Genomic DNA, 23752 nt, shown 5'->3' with positions numbered 1-23752 from the left:
GACGTGTATTAGCTTTCCAGCAAACGTTGCAGCAAAGTCCCGTTAAGCATTGCGCGTTTCACCAGCGCAAAGGCGCCAATGGCGGAGCGGTGATCCAGCGTGGACCGAACCACCGGTAAATTATGGCGAAACGCCTTCAACGCCTGCGTGTTGATGCAGCTTTCTATTGCAGGCAGCAGCACTTTATCAGCCTCGGTAATTTCGCCCGCAATGACGATTTTCTGCGGATTAAAGAGGTTGATGGCGATAGCGATGGTTTTACCCAGATGGCGGCCAACGTGCTCGATGACTTCTGCTGCCAGATTATCGCCTTTATTCGCTGCCTTACAGATGGTTTTGATACTGCAATCATCCAGCGTGAGCCGGCTTGGATAGCCTTGCTTTAGCAAGTTTTGTACGCGGTGTTCGATAGAAGCATTGGCGGCAATGGTTTCCAGACAGCCGAAATTACCGCAGTGACAGCGTTCACCCAGCGGCTCAACCTGAATATGACCAATCTCACCGACGTTGCCATTGCGACCGATGAAAATGCGGCCATTGGAAATAATTCCCGCGCCGGTTCCGCGGTGCACTCGCACCAAAATGGAGTCTTCGCAATCCTGGCTTGCCCCGAAATAGTGCTCAGCCAGCGCCAGGCTGCGAATATCGTGACCAACAAAGCAGGTAACTTTGAAGCGTTTTTCGAGCGCTTCGACCAGCCCCCAGTTTTCGACCTGAATGTGTGGCATATAGCGGATGACGCCGCTTTCAGGATCGACAAGGCCTGGCAGGATGACAGAAATTGCGATCAACTCGCGGATTTTCCGCTGGCAGCTCTCAATAAAGATGGCAATGGTGTTGAGCAGCGCATATTCCAGCGTTTCCTGGGTGCGCTCCGGGAGAGGGTAATGCTCTTCGGCGACCACTTTACTGCTCATATCATAGAGAGTGAGCGTCGTATCGTGGCGACCCAGGCGTACGCCAATGGCGTGGAAATTGCGGGTTTCTGTGACGATAGAGATAGCGCGGCGGCCCCCGGTGGAGGCCTGCTGATCGACTTCTTTGATCAACCCGCGTTCGATCAACTGACGCGTAATTTTGGTTACGCTGGCGGGGGCAAGCTGGCTTTGCTCGGCAATTTGAATTCGCGAGATTGGCCCATGCTGGTCAATCAGGCGATAAACCGCCGCGCTGTTAAGCTGTTTTACGAGATCAACATTACCTATTTGAGCTTGTCCGCCTGGTGTCATTCTTTCTCTTACTCAGTAACGACCTCGTTGCCATTAACGATGGTCTTGATAATTTTAAAGTCGTGCGTGAACGCAGTCAGGTTGGCTACTTTGCCTGGCGCGATGCTGCCGAGTTGTTTGTCGACGCCAATGGCGCGAGCAGGGTAGAGCGTTGCCATGCGCAGGACTTCGTCGAGAGCGATATTCGCATGTTCGACCAGATTGCGTACACCTTCAATCATGGTTAATGATGAACCGCTCAACGTACCGTTCTCATCAACACACAGTCCATTGCGGTAGTATATTGTTTTACCAGCGAAAATGAACTGTTCAATGTTTGCACCTGCTGGCGCGGTCGCGTCAGTGACCAGGCACAGCTTGTCGCCTTTCAGGCGCTTAGCATTACGAATGTTAACGTAATCAACGTGCAGGCCATCGGCGATGATACCGCAGTAGATATCGGCTTCATCAAGAATTGCGCCCGCCAGACCTGGTTCACGACCGGTAATGTACGGCATCGCGTTGAACAAATGGGTCGCAAAGCTGATGCCTGCGCGGAAACCGATTTTGGCTTCTTTGACCGTTGCATTGGAATGACCCGCAGAAACCACGATACCGGCATTAACCAGTTTGGTGATGACCTCTACCGGGACCATTTCTGGTGCCAGTGTGACTTTGGTGATCACATCCGCATTATCGCACAGGAAATCAACCAACGCAGCGTCCGGCTGACGGACAAATCCAGGATTATGGGTACCTTTTTTCACAAGGTTCAGCCACGGGCCTTCAAGATGAAGTCCTAATGCCTGATTCGGGTGTTTCGCCAGGTATTCACGCATCACGCGAACACCCTGTTTCATCAGGTCATCGCTGGTGGTGATAAGCGTTGGTAAATAGTTGGTGCAGCCAGATTTTTCATTGGCTTTCTGCATGATTTCCAGCGTTTCAACGGTCACGGCTTCTGCCGTATCGTTAAACTGTACACCGCCGCAGCCGTTTAGCTGTACATCAATAAAACCGGGGGAAACAATGGCCCCATTCAGTGAGCGCTGTTCAATTCCTGACGGTAACTCAGCCAGTGGGCAAACGCTGTCAATCAGGCCATTGGCGACAACAATCGCATGGTCATCAAGAATTTCGTGACCGGTAAAGATCCGGCCCTGGGTTAAAGCATACATTCCGACCCCCGATTTCAAAAAATGCCGCCCTGCAACTCATCGACAGGGCGGAGACATCAATTACAGACCTTTAATATTTTCCGCTTCTAACTCGTTGAAGTATTTCAGCGTCTTCACTTTCAGTTCCATGGTGGAAGGTTCATCGCAGACCACAACGGCTTTTGGATGCAACTGCAGGCAGCTGATGGTCCACATGTGGTTAACGTTGCCTTCAACGGCGGCTTGCAGCGCCTGTGCTTTCTGGTGGCCCAGAACCAGGATCATCACCTCTTCGGCATCCAGCAGGGTACCCACGCCAACGGTCAGCGCATATTTAGGCACCTGGCTTACGTCGCCGTCAAAGAAGCGTGAGTTAGCAACACGTGTGTCGTGAGTCAACGTTTTGATACGGGTACGGGAAGCCAAAGAGGAAGCCGGTTCGTTGAACGCGATGTGACCATCGTTGCCTACACCGCCCATAAACAGGTGGATTTTACCGTAAGAACGGATTTTTTCTTCATACTGACGGCATTCTGCATCAATATCCGGCGCATTACCATTGAGGAGGTTGATGTTTTCTGCTGGAATATCAACGTGATCAAAGAAATTGCGGTGCATAAAGCTGTGGTAGCTTTCCGGATGCTCTTTCGGCAGGCCAACATATTCGTCCATATTGAAAGTAACAACATGCTTGAAGCTCACCTGGCCCGCTTTGTGCATTTCAACCAATGCTTTATAAGCTGTCAGCGGAGTACCGCCAGTCGGCAGGCCCAGAACGAACGGACGATCTGCCGTTGGTTTGAACGCGTTAATACGGTTAACGATATGGCGAGCAGCCCATTTGCCGACTTGTTCAGCGGTATTCAGGGGGATCAGTCTCATTCTTCACCTCAAAAGTAAATGTAAGCAATTGGCGGATTGAGTCTCTGTGCAGTATTAAGCGTAACCTGGTTTTGCATCGGTAAGGATCAATCCGTTTCGATTTTTTGAATGATAAAATAAGTTTTCGTAGTTAGCCAGTGGAAGGGAGGGTTGATAACGATATTTGGTGACTGAAATCACAAAAAACACGCGTTTAATTTGCGATACGAATTAATTTTTCACACACTCTGAATGTAGATGAATGGTTAATATCGTTGTTCCAGAATCTTGCTGTCAGGAATGGTCACACAATAAAAATATGGCTTCAAAGAAGCCTAATCGGGGTCTCGTAGGGGGAATAAAATGAATATTTTAGGTTTTTTCCAGCGGCTGGGTAGGGCGTTACAGCTCCCCATCGCTGTGCTGCCAGTCGCGGCACTGCTGCTGCGATTCGGCCAACCAGATTTACTTAACGTACCCTTCATCGCGCAAGCGGGTGGGGCCATCTTTGATAACCTCGCGTTAATATTTGCGATCGGTGTTGCTTCCAGCTGGTCAAAAGACAGCGCAGGTGCAGCAGCGCTGGCAGGTGCGGTCGGTTATTTCATATTGACCAAAGCAATGGTTACCATTAACCCTGCCATCAATATGGGCGTGCTGGCTGGTATCATCACCGGTCTGGTCGGCGGTGCCGTGTATAACCGCTGGTCTGGTATCAAACTGCCTGACTTCCTCAGCTTCTTTGGCGGTAAACGCTTCGTGCCGATCGCCACTGGCTTCTTCTGTCTGGTGTTGGCTGCTATCTTCGGTTACGTATGGCCACCGGTACAGAACGCCATCCATGCGGGTGGTGAGTGGATCGTGGGCGCTGGCGCGCTGGGTTCCGGTATCTTTGGTTTCATCAACCGTCTGCTGATCCCAACCGGTCTACATCAGGTGCTGAATACTATCGCCTGGTTCCAGATTGGCGAATTTACTAATGCTGCAGGTACCGTATTCCACGGTGACATCAACCGCTTCTACGCGGGTGACGGCACTGCGGGTATGTTCATGTCTGGCTTCTTCCCGATCATGATGTTTGGTCTGCCGGGTGCGGCGCTGGCGATGTACTTCGCGGCTCCGAAAGCACGTCGTCCGATGGTTGGCGGTATGCTGCTGTCCGTTGCGATCACCGCGTTCCTGACCGGTGTTACCGAGCCGTTGGAATTCCTGTTCATGTTCCTGGCTCCGCTGCTGTACCTCCTGCACGCACTGTTAACGGGTATCAGCCTGTTCGTTGCAACACTGCTGGGGATCCACGCAGGCTTCTCCTTCTCCGCAGGTGCGATCGACTACGTGTTGATGTACAACCTGCCGGCAGCAAGCCAGAACGTCTGGATGCTGGTAGTGATGGGGCTGGTGTTCTTCGTTATCTACTTTGTGTTGTTCAGCGCGGTTATTCGTATGTTTAACCTGAAAACGCCGGGCCGCGAAGATAAAGAAGACGATATCGTTACTGAAGAAGCCAACAGCAACACTGAAGAAGGTTTGGCTCAACTGGCAACCAGCTACATTGCAGCGGTTGGTGGCACTGATAACCTGAAAGCGATTGATGCCTGTATCACTCGTCTGCGTCTGACCGTTGCCGACTCCGGTCGCGTAAACGATGCGATGTGTAAACGTTTAGGAGCATCGGGTGTCGTTAAGCTGAATAAGCAAACAATTCAGGTCATCGTGGGTGCGAAAGCGGAATCCATCGGCGACGAAATGAAGAAAGTTGTCGCGCGTGGCCCGGTGGCAGCAGCGTCTGGTGAAAGTGCGCCAGCAGCAGCGGCTCCGGTAGCAAAACCGCAGGCTGTAGCGAATGCAGTCACCGTTGAAGCGCTGGTTTCTCCGATTACCGGTGACGTAGTTGCGCTGGAGCAGGTTCCTGATGAAGCCTTCGCCAGCAAAGCTGTAGGTGACGGCGTGGCGGTGAAACCAACGGATAAAATCGTGGTTGCTCCGGCTGCGGGCACCATCGTGAAAATCTTCAACACTAACCATGCGTTCTGCCTGGAAACTGTTAAAGGCGCGGAAATCGTGGTCCATATGGGCATCGACACCGTCGCGTTGGAAGGTAAAGGCTTTAAGCGTCTGGTTGAAGAAGGTGCGGAAGTTACTGCAGGTCAACCGATTCTGGAAATGGATCTGGAGTTCCTGAACGCTAACGCACGTTCTATGATAAGCCCGGTTGTGTGTAGCAACAGCGATGATTTTGGCGCTCTGGTCATTAAAGCCGAAGGTCATGTGGTTGCCGGTCAAACACCACTGTATGAGATTAAAGGTAAGTAACTGCTCCTGAGTAAAGTGAGTTAAGTGCCTTAAGCGGCGGGGGATAGTCCTCCGCCGCTTTTTTTTGCAGCAATCGGCCCCAATATTTTCGTTTGATACGTATTTTACGTAACTAAGGGTTGTCAGTCTGCCTGGCTTATAAGATCATACTCCGTTATACGTTGTTTACGCTTTGAGGAATCCACGATGAGTGAGGCTGAAGCCCGCCCGAGTAACTTTATTCGTCAGATCATCGATGAAGATCTGGCCAGTGGTAAGCACACCACTATCCATACCCGTTTTCCGCCGGAGCCAAATGGCTATCTGCACATTGGCCACGCGAAATCCATTTGTCTGAACTTTGGCATTGCGCAAGATTACCAGGGCCAGTGCAACCTGCGTTTTGATGATACGAACCCGGTTAAAGAAGATATCGAGTACGTTGAGTCGATTAAAAACGACGTTGAATGGTTAGGTTTCCACTGGACTGGCGACATTCGCTACTCTTCGGATTACTTCGATCAGCTTCACGCCTATGCGGTAGAGCTTATTAATAAAGGGCTGGCGTACGTTGACGAACTGTCAGCGGACGAAATCCGCGAATACCGTGGCACGCTGACTCAGCCAGGCAAAAACAGCCCGTACCGCGATCGTAGCGTTGAAGAGAACCTGGCGCTGTTCGAAAAAATGCGTACCGGTGGCTTTGAAGAAGGTAAGGCCTGCCTGCGTGCGAAAATCGATATGGCTTCGCCGTTTATCGTGATGCGCGATCCGGTGCTGTACCGCATTAAGTTCGCCGAACACCACCAGACCGGCAACAAGTGGTGCATCTACCCGATGTACGACTTTACCCACTGCATCAGCGATGCGCTGGAAGGCATTACGCATTCACTGTGTACGCTGGAGTTCCAGGATAACCGTCGTCTGTACGACTGGGTGCTGGACAACATCACCATTCCGGTTCATCCGCGCCAGTACGAATTCTCGCGCCTGAATCTGGAATACACCGTGATGTCTAAGCGCAAGCTGAACCTGCTGGTGACCGACAAGCACGTTGAAGGCTGGGACGATCCGCGTATGCCGACGATCTCTGGCCTGCGTCGTCGCGGTTACACCGCTGCCGCGATCCGTGAGTTCTGCAAACGCATTGGCGTGACCAAACAGGACAACACCATTGAGATCGCTTCTCTGGAATCCTGCATCCGCGAAGATCTGAACGAAAATGCTCCGCGCGCGATGGCGGTTATCGATCCGGTGAAACTGGTTATCGAAAACTACCCGCAGGGCGAAAGCGAGCTGGTCACTATGCCTAACCATCCGAATAAACCGGAAATGGGCAGCCGTGAAGTACCGTTTAGCGGTGAAATTTGGATCGATCGCGCAGACTTCCGCGAAGAAGCGAACAAGCAGTACAAGCGTCTGGTGATGGGTAAAGAAGTACGTCTGCGTAATGCATACGTGATCAAGGCCGAACGTGTTGAGAAAGATGCAGAAGGTAAGATCACCACCATTTTCTGCACCTACGATGCTGACACCCTGAGCAAAGATCCGGCCGATGGTCGTAAAGTTAAAGGCGTTATTCACTGGGTGAGCGCGTCCCATGCGCTACCGATTGAAATCCGTCTGTACGACCGTCTGTTTAGCGTGCCAAACCCAGGTGCGGCGGAAGACTTCCTGTCCGTTATTAACCCGGAATCGCTAGTCATTAAGCAGGGTTACGGTGAGCCGTCGCTGCAGGCTGCGGTTGCAGGTAAAGCGTTCCAGTTTGAGCGTGAAGGTTACTTCTGCCTGGACAGCCGTTATGCAACGGCTGACAAGCTGGTGTTTAACCGTACCGTTGGTCTGCGTGATACGTGGGCTAAAGCGGGCGAATAAGTCGCAACACATCCTCTCTAAACGCCGCTTCATGCGGCGTTTTTTTTCGCAAAAAAACCGTTTGACAGGCTCCGTTTGCGCAGCGAATTAATTACATGTCTGTAATAATAAATCGGCTGAATGTTTTTACGTTTAAATAACTTACCTCAATGTGAAATGGGCTGAAACCGATTTCATCTCTATGGAAAACAAGCGATTTTTTCATTTTATCAACGCTTTTTTATCTCCCAATGAAAATGTAACAGAAAGCAATGAAATATGTGCGGTTGCTCATACTATTACATACTCGTTACAGAAAGAGATTGATAATTCGCGTCGCGAAAAATAGTCTATTCATTGTAGTCACTGAGGTTTTCTTGGCGCTACTTTTTTAATTTTTGTTTTTTCGCTGTCCGCTTATATCGGCAGCATTTTTATGTCAAAGAGGATTAACATATGCGTACGTTTAGTGGCAAACGTAGTACGCTGGCGCTGGCTATCGCCGGTATCACAGCAATGTCGGGTTTTGTTGTCGCTCCGCAGGTACACGCCGAAGGATTTATTGATGACTCAACCTTAACCGGCGGCATCTATTACTGGCAGCGTGAGCGTGACCGTAAAGATGTGACCGATCATGACAAATACAAAACCAACCTTTCTCACTCCACCTGGAACGCTAACCTCGACTTCCAGTCCGGTTATGCGGCCGATATGTTTGGTATTGATATCGCAGCATTTACCGCTATTGAAATGAACGAAAGTAGCGAAAGCGGCCATCCAAACGAAATCGCATTCTCTTCCAAAAATAAAGGCTATGACGAGGATTACTCCGGCGATAAGAGCGGGATTAGCCTTTATAAAGCAGCAGCTAAATTTAAATACGGCCCAACCTGGGCGCGTGCCGGTTACATTCAACCAACCGGGCAGACTTTGCTGGCACCGCACTGGAGCTTTATGCCAGGTACCTATCAGGGGGCTGAAGCCGGTGCCAACTTCGACTATGGTGATGCTGGCGCACTAAGCTTCTCCTATATGTGGGCTAACGAATATAAAGCGCCGTGGCACACCGAAGTCGATAAATTCTATCAGGCTGATAAAAAGACCAGCGTTGATTACCTGCATTCAATCGGCGCGAAATATGACTTCAAAAATAACCTGTTGCTGGAAGCGGCATTTGGTCAGTCTGAAGGCTACGTCGATCAGTACTTCGCCAAAGCCAGCTACAAATTCGATTTAGGCGGTAACCCGTTTACTACCAGCTATCAATTCTACGGCGCACGTGACAAAGTTGACGATCGCACCGTGAACGATATTTATGACGGCACGGCCTGGCTGCAGGCGCTGACCTTCGGTTATAAAGTCGCGGAAGTGGTTGACCTGCGTCTGGAAGGCACATGGGTTAAAGCAGATGGGCAGCAAGGCTACTTCCTGCAGCGTATGACCCCGACCTACGCCTCATCAAACGGTCGCCTGGACGTGTGGTGGGATAACCGTTCTGACTTCAACGCCAACGGCGAAAAGGCAGTCTTCTTCGGCGCAATGTATGACCTGAAGAACTGGAACCTGCCGGGCTGGGCAGTGGGCGCGTCCTACGTTTATGCATGGGATGCCAAACCCGCTACCTGGCAGCTCAACCCGGATGCGTACTACGACAAAAACCGCACTATCGAAGAATCTTCTTACAGCCTGGATGCGGTCTACACCCTGCAGGATGGTCGTGCGAAGGGCACTATGTTTAAACTGCACTTCACCCAGTACGACAACCATTCAGATATTCCGAGCTGGGGTGGTGGTTACGGCAACATCTTCCAGGATGAGCGTGACGTGAAATTCATCGTTATTGCTCCGTTCACTATCTTCTAATGCCAATAGCGGCAGGCCGTGCGCCTGCCGCCTCGTTGAGGAACGTGCTATGAAAAAACTGATACTCATCGCCGTTATGGCATCAGGGCTGGTGGCTTGTACGCAATCCCCTGCACCGAAAGAAGACAGCCGTCTGAAAGAAGCCTACAGCGCGTGTATTAATACCGCTCAAGGATCGCCGGAAAAAATAGAAGCCTGCCAAAGCGTGTTGAATGTACTGAAGAAAGAAAAACAGCACCAGCAGTTTGCCAATGAAGAAAGCGTACGCGTGCTGGATTATCAGCAGTGTATCCAGGCCACGCGCACGGGTAACGGTCAGGCCGTTAATGCTGATTGCGATAAAGTCTGGCAGGAAATTCGCAGCAAGAATGCCGCACAGTAATTCAAAAAATGAAAAAGACAACGGGCGGAGAATTTTCCGCCCGTTTGCATTTCAGAGCTTATTTTCCACTGGTTGATAACCCCGACTTAGCCGGACAAACAGCATTGCCGTGGCGGCGAGTCCGCAAAGTGCCGCGCACATCAGCCACCATCCCGGTGAGCTTTTATCCCCGGTTAGCTGAACCAGTGCCGTGGATATGACCGGCGTTAAGCCGCCAAAAATCGCTGTGGCAAGACTGAATGCCAGTGAAAAGCCCACCGTACGCACATAGACCGGCATCACCTCGGTGAGTGCGGCTACCATTGCCCCGTTATACATACCAAAAAAGAATGAGAACCAAAGCAGGACCAATGTCATGCGAGTGAAATCTGGCGCGGCGGTGAGCCAGTGCATTACCGGCCAGGTGGTGATCAGAGCGAGTACGGTAATCCCCATTAACACCGGACGACGACCAATTCGGTCAGAAATTGCCCCGCCAATGGGCAGCCAGATAAAGTTAGAAATACCGACCAGCATGGTGACCACCAGGCTGTCGCGAGCGCTCAGGTGGAGTACAGCCCTGCCGTAGGTCGGGGTGTAGACGGTGATGAAGTAAAATGTCGTTGTGGTCATCGCCACCAGCAGCGTACCTGCAGCGATAAGACGCCAGTTTTTGACGATAGTGGTGAAAATTTCCCGAGTGTCGGGGCGGTGCGTGCGTTGTAAAAATGCGTCTGTTTCCTGCAGCGAGCGGCGGAGCACGAAGATCAAAGGAATAATCATGCAACCAATAAAGAAGGGAATGCGCCAGCCCCATTCCGAGATCTGATCGTGTCCCAAAGTGGCGTTCAGACCGTAACCAATCAGCGCCGCTACCACAATGGCGACCTGTTGACTGGCCGACTGCCAACTGGTGTAGAAGCCTTTATTGCCAGGCGTGGCGATTTCCGAAAGATAAACCGAGACACCGCCTAACTCTACGCCTGCAGAAAATCCCTGTAATAATCGTCCAAGCAATACCAGCACGGGAGCCAGCAGGCCAATACTGTGATAGCCAGGTACCAGGGCTATCAGCAGGGTACCGCAGCCCATAATCGCCAGCGTCACCATCAGGCCTTTACGACGACCAATTCTGTCGATGTAAGCACCCAGCACAATGGCGCCAACGGGTCGCATTAAGAAACCCGAGCCAAAAACGGCGAAAGTTAACATTAGCCCGGCAAATTCACTCTCCGCGGGAAAGAAGGTCTTTGCAATATAGGTGGCGTAAAACCCGAACAGAAAAAAGTCGAACTGTTCGAGAAAATTACCGCTGGTTACCCGCAGTATTGCGTCGAAAGTTCCGGCGCGCGATGGTTGTTGTGTCATTGGGTCTGCTCCACTGTCTTATCATAATATTTATAGAGGTAAGAGTGTGCGGGTTAGTTGTCTGTGACCCCCGCCTGTTTGCCGCGCCGTTTCTCAATCGCCCACTTGAGTAAGGCTGCGCAGCGGTAAAATCCATGGGCAAATTTTCCGTAAGGAATGGTCAGAAAGAGCGCCATGACCACGCCGAGGTGAATGGCGAGCAAAATAGCCATCCAGGACGAGTCTCTTCCTGCCAGCAGGGCTAAACCGGTCAGACTGGTCAGCAGCAGCAGCAAAATAAAACCGCGATCCATCGGTTTTTGCCGTGCGTCGCCATGTAGCGGTGAGCGTTTGAGATTGAGCCATAGCAAGCCAGCCGGGCCGACAACCAGGCCAATGCCACCCAACGTGCCCAGCATGACCGGAACGCTGAAGAACGGATAGGGTGCTTCTATACCTGCGAAATAGTGATAGCCCGTCGCCACCACGGTGGCGGCAAAGCAGAGCAGAAAACCGTAGAAAGTGAAGTGATGAAAACGGCGCCGCATCAGAGTGAAGGCATCATCTGCTTCATTACAACCTTTACCGTGCCCACCATCGAGATACTTTAGTGTCAGCGCATCGTGTGAAGCTTCTGCAATTTCGACGGAACGTGGCATACCGGGAGAAATCTCGCGCCAGAAGCGGATAACGCCCGCCATCAGCAGACCTATCGCCAGAATAAATACCGAACCAAACATCCAGGCCAGCAGGTTATGCGGGAAAATTTGGTAGAAATCTCCGGCCAGCGGAGGATGGAGTAACGAGCCTTTTAACCCCATGGCGAGCAGTAAAAACAGGATCAGACTGAAAACCAGCGCCAGCGTCACGGTGACGCCTGCGCGACGATAAAGCGCGCCAAAGGCCGCGGGTTGCGCGTAGTGCTGATAGGTTTCAAGCCGGACTTCTGCCATCGCCTTCGGCACGTTGATGGCAAACTCATGAGGCGGGGCATACTGACAGGCGTGCAGGCAGGCACCGCAGTTATGGCACAAGTTTGCCAGATAATTGATATCCGCTTTACCGAATTCCAGGCGCTGCGTCATTGCCGGGAACACGGCGCAAAATCCTTCACAATAGCGACAGGCGTTGCAGACCTGCATCACGCGTTCAACTTCCGCTTCCGGTTCGGTGATAATTTGCGCGTCGATAATCAGTTTCTCAAGCTGCCTCATGACGAGTCTCCTTACGTGCGGCCAGCGCGGCTTCTTTTCCGGCAATACGGCCAAAAGTGGTACCGATTGACATGCCCACGCCTGCGGTGTAGCCCTTGCCCAGCACGTTGCCCGCCATCATCTCTCCGGCGACGAACAGGTTGCGGCTTGGCTGCCCGGCAAAGTGTACGGCAGCGCGTTCATTTACTTTTAACCCGAGATAGGTGAAGGTGATCCCTGGCCGCAGGGCATAGCCGTAGTAAGGCGGCTGGTCCAGTGGTCGCGCCCAGTGTGTCTTCGCGGGGGTTAACGCTTTTGTCGTGCAGTTATCCAGAATGGTATGGTTGAACTGGCCGGGCTGGCAGGCGTTGTTGTACTCCGTCACGGTGTGGGTAAAGTGTTCGCCATTCAGCCCCAACTGATGAGCCAGTTCCGCCAGCGTATTGGCCTGTGCGCCAGGAAAGACCGGAGGCATGAAGTGGCCGATGGCTTTACTGTCGATAATGGAGTAGCCAATCTGCCCGGGCTGTTGGGCGACCAGTCGTCCCCAAATGGCGTAGCGTTTGGGCCAGAAATCTTCGCCTTCATCATAAAAACGCTCAGCGTCACGGTTGACGACTATGCCGAGCGAAACACAGTCCACGCGGGTACAAATCCCGCCGTCATATAACGGCGCTCTGGCGTCAATAGCTACGCAATGTGACTGGGAGGGTTCGCCGATGATGTCGGCTCCGGCATCGATCATAAATTTGAGCAGTACGCCCTGGTTAAAGCGCGTGCCGCGAATCAGAAAGTTATCTGCAGGCCATTCGCCGCGCTCGTTCTCTCCCCACGCTTCTCGTAGCCATTCGCGGTTTGACTCAAACCCGCCAGCGGCAAGCACGCAGGATTTAGCTGTGATGCGCTCTTCACCTGCCAGCGCCGCCACGAACTCGCCATTACGCAGTTCAAGCGCCTGAACGGGGGTGTTATAGCGGATCTGCACTCCCAGTTTTTCTGCGCTGCGATAATAGGCATTCACCAGGGCCTTGCCACCGCCCATAAAAAAGGCGTTGGTTCGCGCCACGTGTAAAGCGCCAGAGAGAGGAGGTTGAAAATTGACGCCGTGTCGGCGCATCCAGTCGCGACACTGTGAAGAGGTGCGGATCACCAGACGAGCCAGGGCTTCGTTGGTATTTCCTTCCGTGACGCGCTGCAGATCTTGCCAGAACTCCTCTTCCGGATAGCTTTCCACCAGCACATCCTGCGGTGCATCATGCATACAGCGCAGGTTACGCGTGTGTTGGGAATTTCCCCCACGCCATTCCCGGGGAGCCGCTTCGAGTAGTAAAACGGAAGCGCCTTGCTCCCGGGCGGTAAGGGCAGCGCATAAGGCAGCATTGCCACCGCCAATCACCAGAACATCAACCATCGTATACTCCATTACCATTTAACTAATTGTTAAATTTGTAATTGAAATGTATGCGAACGGCTTGTGCTGGCGCTATGACGTAGTGCTAAAGAGGGCTTTAGTTATTGTAAAGGATGGCACCTGGCCAGCTTCCTGCTTCCACCAGTTGATGCATCACTTTCGTCAGCACCACGCGGGCTGCGAGGCCCGCCGGGGTGAGCTCATCGTCAGAGAGGCTCACCAGAAAGTTGGGGCGGCTAAGTATCGGATTATGGACGCCGATCACTCTTAGCGTCTCTTTATCGAGATGGGAAATCGCCGCTCCGGGTTGAAGAGTGGCGCCAATGCCACTGCGCACGGCGCGCATCAGCAGCGCCAGACCATCAATTTCTGTAGCGATCTCAATGTTCAGCGAGTGTTCCTGACAAATTGCTTCCAGCCTGCCGCGCAGACCGTGGCCTGGGCTGGGCATTATCAATGGAATACTCGCCAACTGGGCTGGGGCAATATTGTCATCGGTAATATCAGCCAGTAGGGCATGGGTCCCAATCAAAAACAGCCGTTCTTCGAGAATCGGTCTGGCACTCCAGCGCAGGATCTTTTCTTTTTGAAACACCACAGCCAGATCAATCTGGCGGGTATTAATCATCCGTTCCAGATTACCTGAGAGACTTTCCACTACATGCAGGCGAACATCGCTATAGCTTTCCCGCATGGCGTGAATAAAAGGCATACCGAGAACTGAAGCGGTACTGGGAGCCATGCCGACGCTGACGTGCCCGGAAAGCCGGGATTCACGCGCGGCGAGGATTGCATCGTCTGCGTGACGGAGCGCCAGCTGCGCCTGGGAGTAAAAAGCCAGTCCGGCGCTGGTGGGGGTCACGCCTCGCGAAGTGCGCTGCAGCAGGCGAATAGCGAGTTCGTTTTCCAGACGCGACATTTGCTGGCTGAGTGCCGAAACTCCGATATTGAGATCGAGCGCCGCGCTACCCATGCTGCCGGTTTCTACAATGCGCACAAAATAGCGTAGCTGGCGAAGTTCCATTTCGACTCTCCGGAAGGGGCAATTGATTTTTACATTAAAGCAACACAGGAGCGGAGGGAAGGGGAAAAGGGCAGGTAACGCCCATAAAAAAAGCCAACCGGATGGTTGGCTTTTCAGAAAGCATTACATTATTTGCCGTCGTGGGCGTGCTCATCTTCGCGGCAATCGCCTTCGGCACAGTGACCGTAAAGATAGAGGCTATGGTTAGTTAAGCGAATGCCATGTTTAGCCGCAATCTCACGTTGGCGGGCTTCGATGGAATCATCGCTGAACTCGACCACTTTGCCGCAGTCAAGGCAGATGAGGTGATCGTGATGATGCTGTTGAGTCAATTCGAAGACGGATTTACCACCTTCAAAATTATGGCGGGTCACGATACCGGCATCATCAAACTGGTTCAGCACGCGATACACGGTCGCCAGACCAATTTCTTCACCCATATCGATCAGGCGTTTGTATAAGTCTTCCGCACTGACGTGATGGTTATCCGGTTCCTGAAGAACTTCCAGAATTTTTAAACGAGGAAGCGTTACTTTCAGGCCAGCCTTCTTTAATGCGGTATTGTTGTCAGTCATGCGGAATCTGTCCTGTAGCTAAACGATTCACTTCATTAACAGAAGTGACAGAAATTGCACTTGAGATAATGCGATTCATTATAGAACTGCCATGGCTAAATGAAAACTGCAAGTCTCTGGCATATATTGTTAATCAAAACGTGGTATCGCCGACAAACACACTGTGCAACACCCGATTGGCATCCAGCCATTGTACAGGGTCAGACGAAAAAGTTACAAATTTGTAGCAATTATTTTGATTGGTTTTATCTATTGATGCGGCGCAGATGGAAATCTGCGCCACACGAAATCAGGCATTAATGATTTCGTCGAGGTGCAGCTCTTCAGAGATCTGCTTAACCCATTTTTCTACGCGTTCTGCGGTCAGTTCAGGTTGGCGATCTTCATCGATAGCCAGACCGACAAAATGGTCGTCGTCAGCCAGACCTTTGGACGCTTCAAAGTGATAACCCGCCGTTGGCCAGTGACCAACGATGGTTGCGCCGCGCGGTTCGATGATGTCGCGAATGGTCCCTAACGCATCGCAGAAATATTCTGCGTAATCTTCCTGGTCGCCACAGCCGAACAATGCAACCAGTTTGCCGTTAAAATCAATGTCTTCGAGGGTAGGGAAGAAGTCGTCCCAGTCGCACTGCGCTTCACCGTAGTACCAGGTTGGGATGCCGAGCAGCAGAATGTCATACCCTTCGAGGTCTTCTTTGCTGCTTTTTGCAATGTCATGAACATCGGCAACGTCTTTACCAAGCTGTTTTTGAATCATTTTTGCGATGTTTTCGGTATTACCGGTGTCGCTGCCGAAAAAGATGCCAGTGATTGCCATGAGTAAAATAACCTCTTGAAACTTATTGAAATGGTGGTGGCGCATTGCCCACGGATAAGGGCAATCATAGCAGAACAGTCTGGCATGCGGAAACAGCAAACACGCAGGACTGCACTCTGTGCTACACGATTTATGATTTAGAGCAGAAATTCAGACTATGCCTGACCGCGCAATGCGCTGAGTTGGTTCATCAGCATCTCTTCGATGAGTTCACTGCGACTCATGTTGCGTGCCTCGGCCAGCTCGTTCAGAGCGTCAACGGCATCAGCGTTCAGTTTCAGTTCGACACGCTTAAGCCCGCGAACTTTGTCACGCTTAAGCTGATTACGTTTATTAATACGTAACTGTTCATCACGCGAGAGCGGATTAGTTTTGGGTCGTCCCGGGCGACGCTCCTGCGCGAACAGATCTAATGTCGTACGGTCCGTTTGTTCTTTGGCCATGATCTTGGTGACTTCGGGGAAACAATCAGCCAGGCGTCTGCCCGGATGGATAGCGCGCCATAATACATCAGCAGGGGAGACACGCCAACGCCCGCGCGCGTAATCGCGCGCAGACGCTGAGTTTTTAATCAGTTAGCCTGCTCGCTCAGATAACGACGGATGGCGCGCAGCACCGCCTCCGGTTTTTCGGCATGCACCCAATGCCCGGCGCCTGCTATAACGTGCGCACGAGCTTGTGGGAATTGCGCCAGCAGTTGTTCGCGATACGCTTCGGTAACATACGGTGAGTTGCCGCCTGGGATAAACAGCGCCGGGTGCTCCCACGCAGGAATGGTTTCCCAACCGACGATATGCGGATATTGATCCCACAATACGGGAACGTTAAAGCGCCACTCGCCGTCAACAAAGGATTTCAGCAGAAACTGGATAACACCTTCCTCTTGCAGGTGCTGGCGCATGACGCTTGCCGCCTGCTGGCGTGAGGACGCTTGTGCATCGGTTACGGCATTGATTGCCGCAAAAATCTCATCGTGGCGGCGAACATGGTAGTCAACGGGAGCAATGTCGATGGCGACCAGCCGTTCGACACGTTCCGGAGCCAGCGCAGTCAGCGCCATGACAGCTTTTCCTCCCATCGAGTGACCAATAAAGATCGCTTTTTCGATCTGCCGATCGTCCAGCGTATCCAGCAGATCTTGCGCCATTGCCGGATAATTCATCTCAGGTGAACGAGGGGAGAGGCCATGGTTTCGCATATCGACCTGGATGATGTCGTAGTCGGTTACTAGATCGCGTGCCAGGATCCCCAGGTTATCCAGACTGCCAAACAAGCCGTGAACCAGGACGATGGGAGAATTATTGTGCAGGTTTTGCGCAGATTGCGCTCGGATATTCAATTTCATGGCAAAGTTCTTTTTTTCACACTCACGGGTTAGGGTATCATGTTGACCATTCTGCCACATGGCTGCAACAACTACGGTTACTCTGAGTTTTGCTGGCCACCAGGCTTGACGCTATCCGCTGTTGGGATTTGCCTTTACACTACGTGTGTTTACCCCGACAACTTGTATTCAGCTAAACACTGCACTGGATTAAGATGAAAACGATTGAAGTTGATGATGAACTCTATAGCTATATTGCCAGCCACACCAAGCATATTGGCGAGAGCGCATCCGACATTTTACGGCGTATGTTGAAATTTTCCGCCGCATCACAGCCTGTCACTCCGATAGTCAAAGAAGTCCGCGCTGTGCAACCTGTCGTGGAAGCCAAGCCGGTTAACCCCGTAAAAGATAAAGTGCGCGCGATGCGTGAACTGCTGCTGTCCGACGAATACGCGGAACAGAAGAAAGCAGTAAATCGCTTTATGCTGGTGCTGTCTACACTCTATTCACTGGATCAAAACGCGTTCGCCGAAGCAACGGAATCGTTGCATGGTCGTACGCGTGTTTATTTTGCAGCTGATGAACAGACGCTGCTGAAAAATGGTAATCAAACCAAACCGAAGCACGTGCCAGGCACGCCGTACTGGGTGATCACCAATACCAATACCGGCCGTAAATGCAGCATGGTTGAACACATCATGCAGTCAATGCAATTCCCTGCGGAATTGATTGAAAAGGTTTGCGGAACAATTTAATCCTTGCATTAGAAGGACCAGGCAATGGCAATCCACAATCGTGCAGGTCAACCTGCGCAACAGAGTGATTTGATTAACGTCGCCCAACTGACGGCACAGTACTATGTACTGAAACCAACGGCAGGGAACGCTGAGCACGCTGTTAAGTTCGGTACGTCCGGACATCGCGGCAGTGCAGGTCGTCATAGTTTTAACGAGCCGCATATTCTGGCTATCGCCCAGGCGATTGCTGAAGAACGTGCGAAAAACGGGATTACTGGTCCGTGCTATGTGGGCAAGGATACCCACGCGCTGTCTGAACCGGCTTTTATCTCTGTACTGGAAGTGCTGGCGGCGAACGGCGTTGACGTCATCGTGCAGGAAAATAACGGCTTTACGCCAACCCCTGCTGTATCGAACGCTATCCTGGTCCACAACAAAAAAGGCGGCCCGCTGGCTGACGGCATTGTGATCACGCCGTCCCACAACCCGCCGGAAGATGGCGGCATTAAATACAACCCGCCAAACGGTGGTCCGGCAGACACCAATGTCACCAAAGTGGTGGAAGACAGAGCCAACGCGCTGCTGGCGGCCGGTCTGCAAGGCGTGAAGCGTATGTCGCTGGACGCTGCGCTGGCATCTGGTCATGTGAAAGAGCAGGATCTGGTCCAGCCGTTTGTTGAAGGACTGGCTGACATCGTAGACATGGCGGCGATCCAGAAAGCGGGTCTGACGCTGGGTGTCGATCCGCTGGGCGGTTCCGGTATCGAATACTGGAAGCGTATTGCTAAGCACTATAACCTGAACCTGACTATCGTTAACGATCACGTTGATCAGACTTTCCGCTTTATGCATCTCGACAAAGATGGCGCAATCCGCATGGACTGCTCCTCCGAGTGTGCGATGGCGGGGCTGTTGGCGCTGCGCGACAAGTTCGATCTGGCCTTTGCCAATGACCCAGACTACGACCGTCACGGTATCGTCACCCCGGCAGGGCTGATGAATCCGAACCACTATCTGGCGGTGGCGATCAACTACCTGTTCCAGCATCGTCCGCAGTGGGGCAAAGATGTTGCCGTCGGTAAGACGCTGGTGTCATCGGCGATGATTGACCGTGTAGTGAATGATTTAGGGCGTAAACTGGTTGAAGTGCCGGTTGGCTTTAAATGGTTTGTTGACGGTCTGTTTGACGGCAGTTTTGGCTTTGGTGGGGAAGAGAGCGCGGGGGCATCTTTCCTGCGTTTCGACGGTACACCGTGGTCAACCGACAAAGACGGCATCATCATGTGCCTGCTGGCGGCAGAAATTACCGCAGTGACCGGTAAGAACCCGCAGGAGCACTACAACGAACTGGCTGCTCGCTTTGGCGCACCGAGCTACAACCGCCTGCAGGCAAGCGCGACCTCCGCGCAGAAAGCGGCGCTGTCTAAGCTGTCTCCGGAAATGGTGAGCGCCAGTACGCTGGCGGGCGACCCGATCACCGCGCGTCTGACGGCTGCACCGGGCAACGGCGCTTCTATCGGCGGTCTGAAAGTGATGACTGACAACGGCTGGTTTGCCGCGCGTCCTTCTGGTACGGAAGACGCTTACAAGATCTACTGCGAAAGCTTCCTCGGTGAAGAACATCGCAAGCAGATCGAAAAAGAAGCGGTTGAGATCGTCAGCGAAGTGCTGAAGAACGCGTAAACCGTAGGCCGGATAAGACGCTAGCGTCGCTATTCGGCATGAATAATGAAAAAGCCGGACAGCAAATACGCTGGTCCGGCTTTTTATATTCAACTTAACGTCATGGCATGAACCGATAACCAATCCCGGTTTCGGTCAAAAAATGACGCGGACGTGCCGGGTCCAGTTCCAGTTTCTGGCGCAGGTGTCCCATGTAAATTCGCAGATAGTGGCTGTGTTCGACGGCGTTTGGTCCCCAAACCTGATTGAGCAACTGGCGCTGCGTCAGTACCTTTCCGGCATTATTCAGCAGTACCGCTAACAGGCGAAACTCAATCGGCGTCAAATGAATCTCTTCATCACCACGATGTACTAGCCGGGCGGCGATATCTACTTTTACGTTGGAAAAATGCACCACCGGCTCGGGAGACGTGCCGCTGGCGTGGCGACGCAATGCCACGCGCAATCGCGCCTGTAGCTCGCCAATACCAAAGGGTTTACTGAGATAGTCATCGGCACCGGCATCCAGGGCGGCAATTTTATCGCTTTCTTCGCTGCGGGCTGAGAGCACAATTACCGGTATCGCGCTCCATTGTCGCAGGTCACGAATAAAATCAATGCCGTCACCGTCCGGCAGACCGAGATCGAGAATGATGAGATCGGGTTTTCGCGTGGCGGCTTCCAGCAGACCACGTTGCAGCGTTTCCGCTTCATATACACGCAGACCATCGGCTTCCAGCGCGGTGCGCAGAAAGCGACGGATAGCCTGTTCATCTTCAACAATCAGTACGTTCGTCACATATCCTCATGAAAATCTTCAAGTTCAGGGGGGATTTCCTGGGGCAGTGTAACACGGAAACATGCTCCTCCCTGTGCGCGATTGTGGACGGAAATTGTACCGCCGTGCACGTCCACAATGGCCTGGCAGATTGCCAGCCCCAGCCCAACGCCCGGTACAGATGACTCTTTGTTTCCCCGGGAGAACTTGTCAAAAACTCGTTGCTCCATTCCCGATGGAATGCCAGGGCCATTATCCCAGACGTCCAGTTGCAGATGTTCGCCATCGACGCTGGCATCAATACCGATTTGCGCCGCTGGACCTGCGTATTTAACAGCGTTTTCCAGCAGGTTAATCAGCACCCGTTCAAATAGCGGGCCATCGACGTGGATCAGCGTCAACGGCGCGGGTAGCGACAAATTAATAGGAGCAGAGAGTCCTGGCTCCAGCATCTGCAGGGCACTACCGACCACCTCTTCCAGCGTTAACCACTCTTTCTTAAGATTAAAGCCGCCAGACTGAATTCGCGCCATATCCAGTAGGTTATTAACCAATCGGGTCGTATTCAGGACGTGCTGGCGAATTTCGCTGGCCTGGCGCGCGTGCGGCGATCCTTCACTTGCCAGATCCAGCGTTAAGATCTCTGCCTGACCAAACAACACCGTCAGCGGCGTGCGCAAATCGTGGGAAAGGGCGGCGAGCAGGGCATTGCGAATGCTTTCACGCTCGCTGGCAAACCGGGCCTGTTCTTCGCTGGCGGTGAGCGTCAGGCGTTCCAGCGCACTGGCGACCAGTAAAGTGAAAGTTTCCAGCAGGCGCTGCTGTTCGGGGATCATCAACTGGCGTAAATTTCCTGGTTCCACAACCAGCAACCCATGCGTTTTGTCGGCGCTTTTTAACGGTAAAATTTGATACGGCACACCCGGTAACGTGTCAGTGCCTGCGCCGGCCGGTTGCCCTTTATCAAAGCTCCATTGGGCAATGGCGTCATCCCACGGCGTCATGCCCTGTTGATGAGTGAGAGGGGCCAGCTTACCGTTCTCACCGGGCAGTAAAACTTGGCTGCGGGCCTGGAACGTTGAGGCAATAAACTGTTCGCTGGTGGCGGCGATATCCTGCTGGCTCCGTCCGACGGCCAGCGCTTTCGACATCTCATATAAATGACGCGTACGCTGTTCACGATAACGCGCTACCCGTGCTTGATAACGCACTCCAGCGGTGAGATTACCGATAACCAGCCCTACCGTTAGCATCACGGCAAAGGTAAGCAGGTACTGGACGTCGGAAACGGCCAGCGTACCGCGTGGGGCAATAAAGAAGAGATCGAAGCTGGCAACGTTAATAAAGGTTGCCAGCACTGACGGCCAGCGTCCGTAAAAGAGGGCGATAACCACCACACCCAATAAATAGATCATCACCAGGTTGGCGGCGTCAAAGGCCATCAACCACTGCATGGCAATCAACGTAATGATGGCGCACAGCGCGACGGCAACCACGCAACCCTGAATTTGAACCCGCCACTTATCCTTAAAGGTGCGGCTATCTGCAGTTTGCAGCACAGGGCGCGAAGGTGGTTCGTCGAGCGCAACAATCATCAGGTCGAGATCCGGTGCGTGATGGGCCAGTTTGTCAGCAAAGGAATCACTGCGCCACCAGCGTCGCGTAGTCGGACGTCCGAGGACAATTTTTCCCAGATTATGCTCACGGGCGTAGCGGATTACTGCTTTGTCTTCAGCGGGATCGGAAAGGGTGGCGGTTTCTGCACCCAGCTCCTGGGCTAATCGCAGGGCGCTTAAAATTGCGCGGCGTTGTTTTTCGGGCAGTCGGTGCAGCGCTGGCGTTTCGACATACACTGCATGCCATACGCTGCCGAGGCGCGCTGCCAGACGCGCGGCGGCACGCACGAGCTTTTCGCTGCCGGTGTTGTGTCCAATACACAGCAATATGGCGTCGCGGGTATGCCAGACTTTCTCCTCTCCCGGACGTCCACGCCAGGCACGCATCTGATCGTCAACCCGATCGGCCGTGCGGCGCAGGGCCAGCTCACGTAGCGCGATCAAGTTACCTTTGCGAAAGAAATGCTCGATGGCTCTTTCCGCCTGACCGGCGATATAGACCTTGCCTTCGTTCAGGCGCTGGCGCAAATCGTCGGGGGGAAGATCGACCAGCACCACATCGTCAGCGGCATCGAAAAAAGGATCGGGGACGGTTTCGCGAACCTGAATGCCGGTGACGCCGCTGACCACATCATTGAGGCTTTCCAGATGCTGCACGTTGACGGTAGTAAAAACGTCAATACCGGCTTCCAGCAGCTCTTCAATATCTTGCCAGCGTTTAGGGTGGCGTGAGCCTGGCGCATTACTGTGCGCCAGTTCATCCATCAAAATGAGTGCCGGGCGGCGGGCCAGCGCCGCGTCGAGATCGAATTCGCTGATATGACGACCATGGCGCGCCTGTCGCTTTAGCGGCAGAATGCTGAGACCGTCCAGCAGCGCGGCGGTCTCTTTGCGTCCGTGGGTTTCCACCACGCCAATCAGCACATCTAATCCCTGCGCCCGCAGCCGCTGGGCCTCTGCCAGCATGGCCCAGGTTTTACCGACGCCTGCACACGCGCCGAAGAAAATTTTTAGTTTTCCCCGGTGCGGAGCGGTGGTCTGCTCCAGCAGGCGATCGGGGTCGGGGCGTAAGGGTTCGTTATGCATGTCCTTTTTCTCAGTGCTTATCCAGCGCTAAATTAAGTTCCACCAGGTTCACCACCGGTTGGCCAATAAAACTGACCAACGGCTTTTGCGTGTATTGTGCAACCAGGCGTGTGACCTCTTCAACGCTGAGGTTGCGAGCCTGCGCCACGCGGGGGATTTGCCAGGCCACCGCAGCTGGCGTCAGGTTGTTATCCAGCCCGCTGGCGGAAGCTGTTACCAGCTCTACCGGAACGGCAGGATTTGCCTGCGGGTTAGCGGCACGCAGCGCGGCAATCCGGCTTTGCAGCTGTTTATCCAGTTCCGGGTTGCTGGCTGCCAGATTACTGCCGCCTGAAGCCATTGGATTATAGGGCATTTCCGCTGTGGCTGAGGGGCGTCCCTGAAAATAACCGGCAGCGGTAAACTGTTGCCCAATGAGCTCGGAGCCGCGAACAATCTGACCTTCGCGGAGAAGCGAACCGTTAGCCTGGTGGGGAAACCACCATTGCCCCAGCGCAGTGGTCAGCAGCGGGTATGCCCCGCCGGTGATAAGCATCAGGAAAATCAATGTTGATAATGCAGGACGTAATCCACTCATCTG

21 protein-coding genes are annotated in these 23752 nt (G+C 52.9%); 6 read left to right on the top strand and 15 right to left on the bottom strand.

Going from position 1 to position 23752, the window contains the following annotated elements; genetic code table 11:
* Window positions 1-8: 8 nt before the first annotated feature.
* The 3 genes from GUC46_RS16545 to nagB are packed head-to-tail and all read right to left on the bottom strand — an operon-like array spanning window position 9 to window position 3247.
* Window positions 9-1229 carry an N-acetylglucosamine repressor gene (locus tag GUC46_RS16545; protein ID WP_130714878.1) on the bottom strand — a complete coding sequence of 407 codons (1221 nt, stop codon included), beginning with the start codon at window positions 1227-1229 and terminating at the stop codon, window positions 9-11.
* An 8-nt stretch (window positions 1230-1237) separates the two neighbouring features.
* Window positions 1238-2386 (bottom strand): N-acetylglucosamine-6-phosphate deacetylase, encoded by a 1149-nt coding sequence (nagA, locus tag GUC46_RS16540; RefSeq protein ID WP_003022800.1) that lies wholly within the window; start codon window positions 2384-2386, stop codon window positions 1238-1240.
* A gap of 60 nt (window positions 2387-2446) precedes the next feature.
* Complete coding sequence (gene nagB, locus GUC46_RS16535) at window positions 2447-3247, bottom strand: glucosamine-6-phosphate deaminase (protein ID WP_003022803.1); 801 nt, start codon at window positions 3245-3247, stop codon at window positions 2447-2449.
* A 342-nt stretch (window positions 3248-3589) separates the two neighbouring features.
* Between nagB and nagE the strand changes: the two genes are divergently transcribed.
* The 4 genes from nagE to chiQ all read left to right on the top strand — a co-directional run bounded on the left by nagE (window position 3590) and on the right by chiQ (window position 9617).
* Window positions 3590-5539 carry a PTS N-acetyl glucosamine transporter subunit IIABC gene (nagE, locus tag GUC46_RS16530; protein ID WP_016149786.1) on the top strand — a complete coding sequence of 650 codons (1950 nt, stop codon included), beginning with the start codon at window positions 3590-3592 and terminating at the stop codon, window positions 5537-5539.
* 186 nt (window positions 5540-5725) lie between these two features.
* Window positions 5726-7393, top strand: a complete 1668-nt coding sequence (glnS, locus tag GUC46_RS16525; protein ID WP_003022809.1) for a glutamine--tRNA ligase — start codon at window positions 5726-5728, stop codon at window positions 7391-7393.
* Window positions 7394-7828: 435 nt separating this feature from the next.
* Window positions 7829-9235, top strand: a complete 1407-nt coding sequence (gene chiP, locus GUC46_RS16520) for a chitoporin (protein WP_003835544.1) — start codon at window positions 7829-7831, stop codon at window positions 9233-9235.
* Between the two features lie 49 nt (window positions 9236-9284).
* Window positions 9285-9617, top strand: a complete 333-nt coding sequence (gene chiQ, locus GUC46_RS16515) for a ChiQ/YbfN family lipoprotein (RefSeq protein ID WP_160180505.1) — start codon at window positions 9285-9287, stop codon at window positions 9615-9617.
* A gap of 51 nt (window positions 9618-9668) precedes the next feature.
* Here chiQ and GUC46_RS16510 read toward each other — a convergent pair whose 3' ends face one another.
* The 9 genes from GUC46_RS16510 to ybfF form a co-directional block, all read right to left on the bottom strand.
* Window positions 9669-10964 (bottom strand): MFS transporter, encoded by a 1296-nt coding sequence (locus GUC46_RS16510; protein ID WP_160180502.1) that lies wholly within the window; start codon window positions 10962-10964, stop codon window positions 9669-9671.
* Window positions 10965-11017: 53 nt separating this feature from the next.
* Window positions 11018-12157 carry a tricarballylate utilization 4Fe-4S protein TcuB gene (tcuB, locus tag GUC46_RS16505; RefSeq protein WP_057101295.1) on the bottom strand — a complete coding sequence of 380 codons (1140 nt, stop codon included), beginning with the start codon at window positions 12155-12157 and terminating at the stop codon, window positions 11018-11020.
* Window positions 12144-13547, bottom strand: coding sequence for an FAD-dependent tricarballylate dehydrogenase TcuA (tcuA, locus tag GUC46_RS16500; protein ID WP_016149788.1), 1404 nt, complete (start codon window positions 13545-13547; stop codon window positions 12144-12146). The genes tcuB and tcuA overlap by 14 nt, the downstream gene beginning before the upstream one ends.
* A gap of 97 nt (window positions 13548-13644) precedes the next feature.
* Window positions 13645-14571: a tricarballylate utilization LysR family transcriptional regulator TcuR gene (tcuR, locus tag GUC46_RS16495; RefSeq protein WP_016149789.1), complete on the bottom strand. Its 927-nt coding sequence runs from the start codon at window positions 14569-14571 to the stop codon at window positions 13645-13647.
* 128 nt (window positions 14572-14699) lie between these two features.
* Window positions 14700-15146, bottom strand: a complete 447-nt coding sequence (gene fur / locus GUC46_RS16490; RefSeq protein WP_003022836.1) for a ferric iron uptake transcriptional regulator — start codon at window positions 15144-15146, stop codon at window positions 14700-14702.
* Window positions 15139-15225 (bottom strand): ryhB-regulated fur leader peptide, encoded by an 87-nt coding sequence (locus GUC46_RS16485; protein ID WP_049259739.1) that lies wholly within the window; start codon window positions 15223-15225, stop codon window positions 15139-15141. Before GUC46_RS16485 ends, fur begins: the two co-directional genes overlap by 8 nt.
* A gap of 210 nt (window positions 15226-15435) precedes the next feature.
* Window positions 15436-15966 (bottom strand): flavodoxin FldA, encoded by a 531-nt coding sequence (gene fldA / locus GUC46_RS16480; protein WP_003022839.1) that lies wholly within the window; start codon window positions 15964-15966, stop codon window positions 15436-15438.
* Window positions 15967-16121: 155 nt separating this feature from the next.
* Window positions 16122-16409 (bottom strand): LexA regulated protein, encoded by a 288-nt coding sequence (gene ybfE, locus GUC46_RS16475; protein WP_003022842.1) that lies wholly within the window; start codon window positions 16407-16409, stop codon window positions 16122-16124.
* A 128-nt stretch (window positions 16410-16537) separates the two neighbouring features.
* Window positions 16538-17311: an esterase gene (gene ybfF, locus GUC46_RS16470; RefSeq protein WP_049014690.1), complete on the bottom strand. Its 774-nt coding sequence runs from the start codon at window positions 17309-17311 to the stop codon at window positions 16538-16540.
* Between the two features lie 194 nt (window positions 17312-17505).
* Here ybfF and seqA point away from each other — a divergent pair, with 194 nt between their 5' ends.
* Complete coding sequence (gene seqA, locus GUC46_RS16465) at window positions 17506-18048, top strand: replication initiation negative regulator SeqA (RefSeq protein WP_003022848.1); 543 nt, start codon at window positions 17506-17508, stop codon at window positions 18046-18048.
* Window positions 18049-18072: 24 nt separating this feature from the next.
* Window positions 18073-19713 (top strand): phosphoglucomutase (alpha-D-glucose-1,6-bisphosphate-dependent), encoded by a 1641-nt coding sequence (gene pgm, locus GUC46_RS16460; protein WP_003022854.1) that lies wholly within the window; start codon window positions 18073-18075, stop codon window positions 19711-19713.
* Window positions 19714-19813: 100 nt separating this feature from the next.
* Here the strand turns inward: pgm and kdpE are convergent, their stop codons facing one another.
* From kdpE to kdpC, 3 genes are read right to left on the bottom strand one after another with little or no spacing between them, the layout of a single operon-like run.
* Window positions 19814-20491, bottom strand: a complete 678-nt coding sequence (gene kdpE, locus GUC46_RS16455) for a two-component system response regulator KdpE (RefSeq protein ID WP_003022856.1) — start codon at window positions 20489-20491, stop codon at window positions 19814-19816.
* Window positions 20488-23172, bottom strand: coding sequence for a two-component system sensor histidine kinase KdpD (kdpD, locus tag GUC46_RS16450; protein WP_071688057.1), 2685 nt, complete (start codon window positions 23170-23172; stop codon window positions 20488-20490). Before kdpD ends, kdpE begins: the two co-directional genes overlap by 4 nt.
* A 10-nt stretch (window positions 23173-23182) precedes the next feature.
* The gene (gene kdpC, locus GUC46_RS16445; RefSeq protein WP_003835531.1) at window positions 23183-23749 is read right to left on the bottom strand and encodes a potassium-transporting ATPase subunit KdpC; all 567 of its coding nucleotides are present in this window, start codon (window positions 23747-23749) and stop codon (window positions 23183-23185) included.
* Between the last annotated feature and the right edge of the window lie 3 nt (window positions 23750-23752).

It is taken from the genome of Citrobacter sp. LUTT5 (genome assembly GCF_009905315.1).
Taxonomy (GTDB): Bacteria; Pseudomonadota; Gammaproteobacteria; order Enterobacterales; family Enterobacteriaceae; genus Citrobacter; species Citrobacter freundii.
Note: the sequence above shows the minus strand (reverse complement) of the source record. Positions and strands in the feature narration are given on the sequence as shown.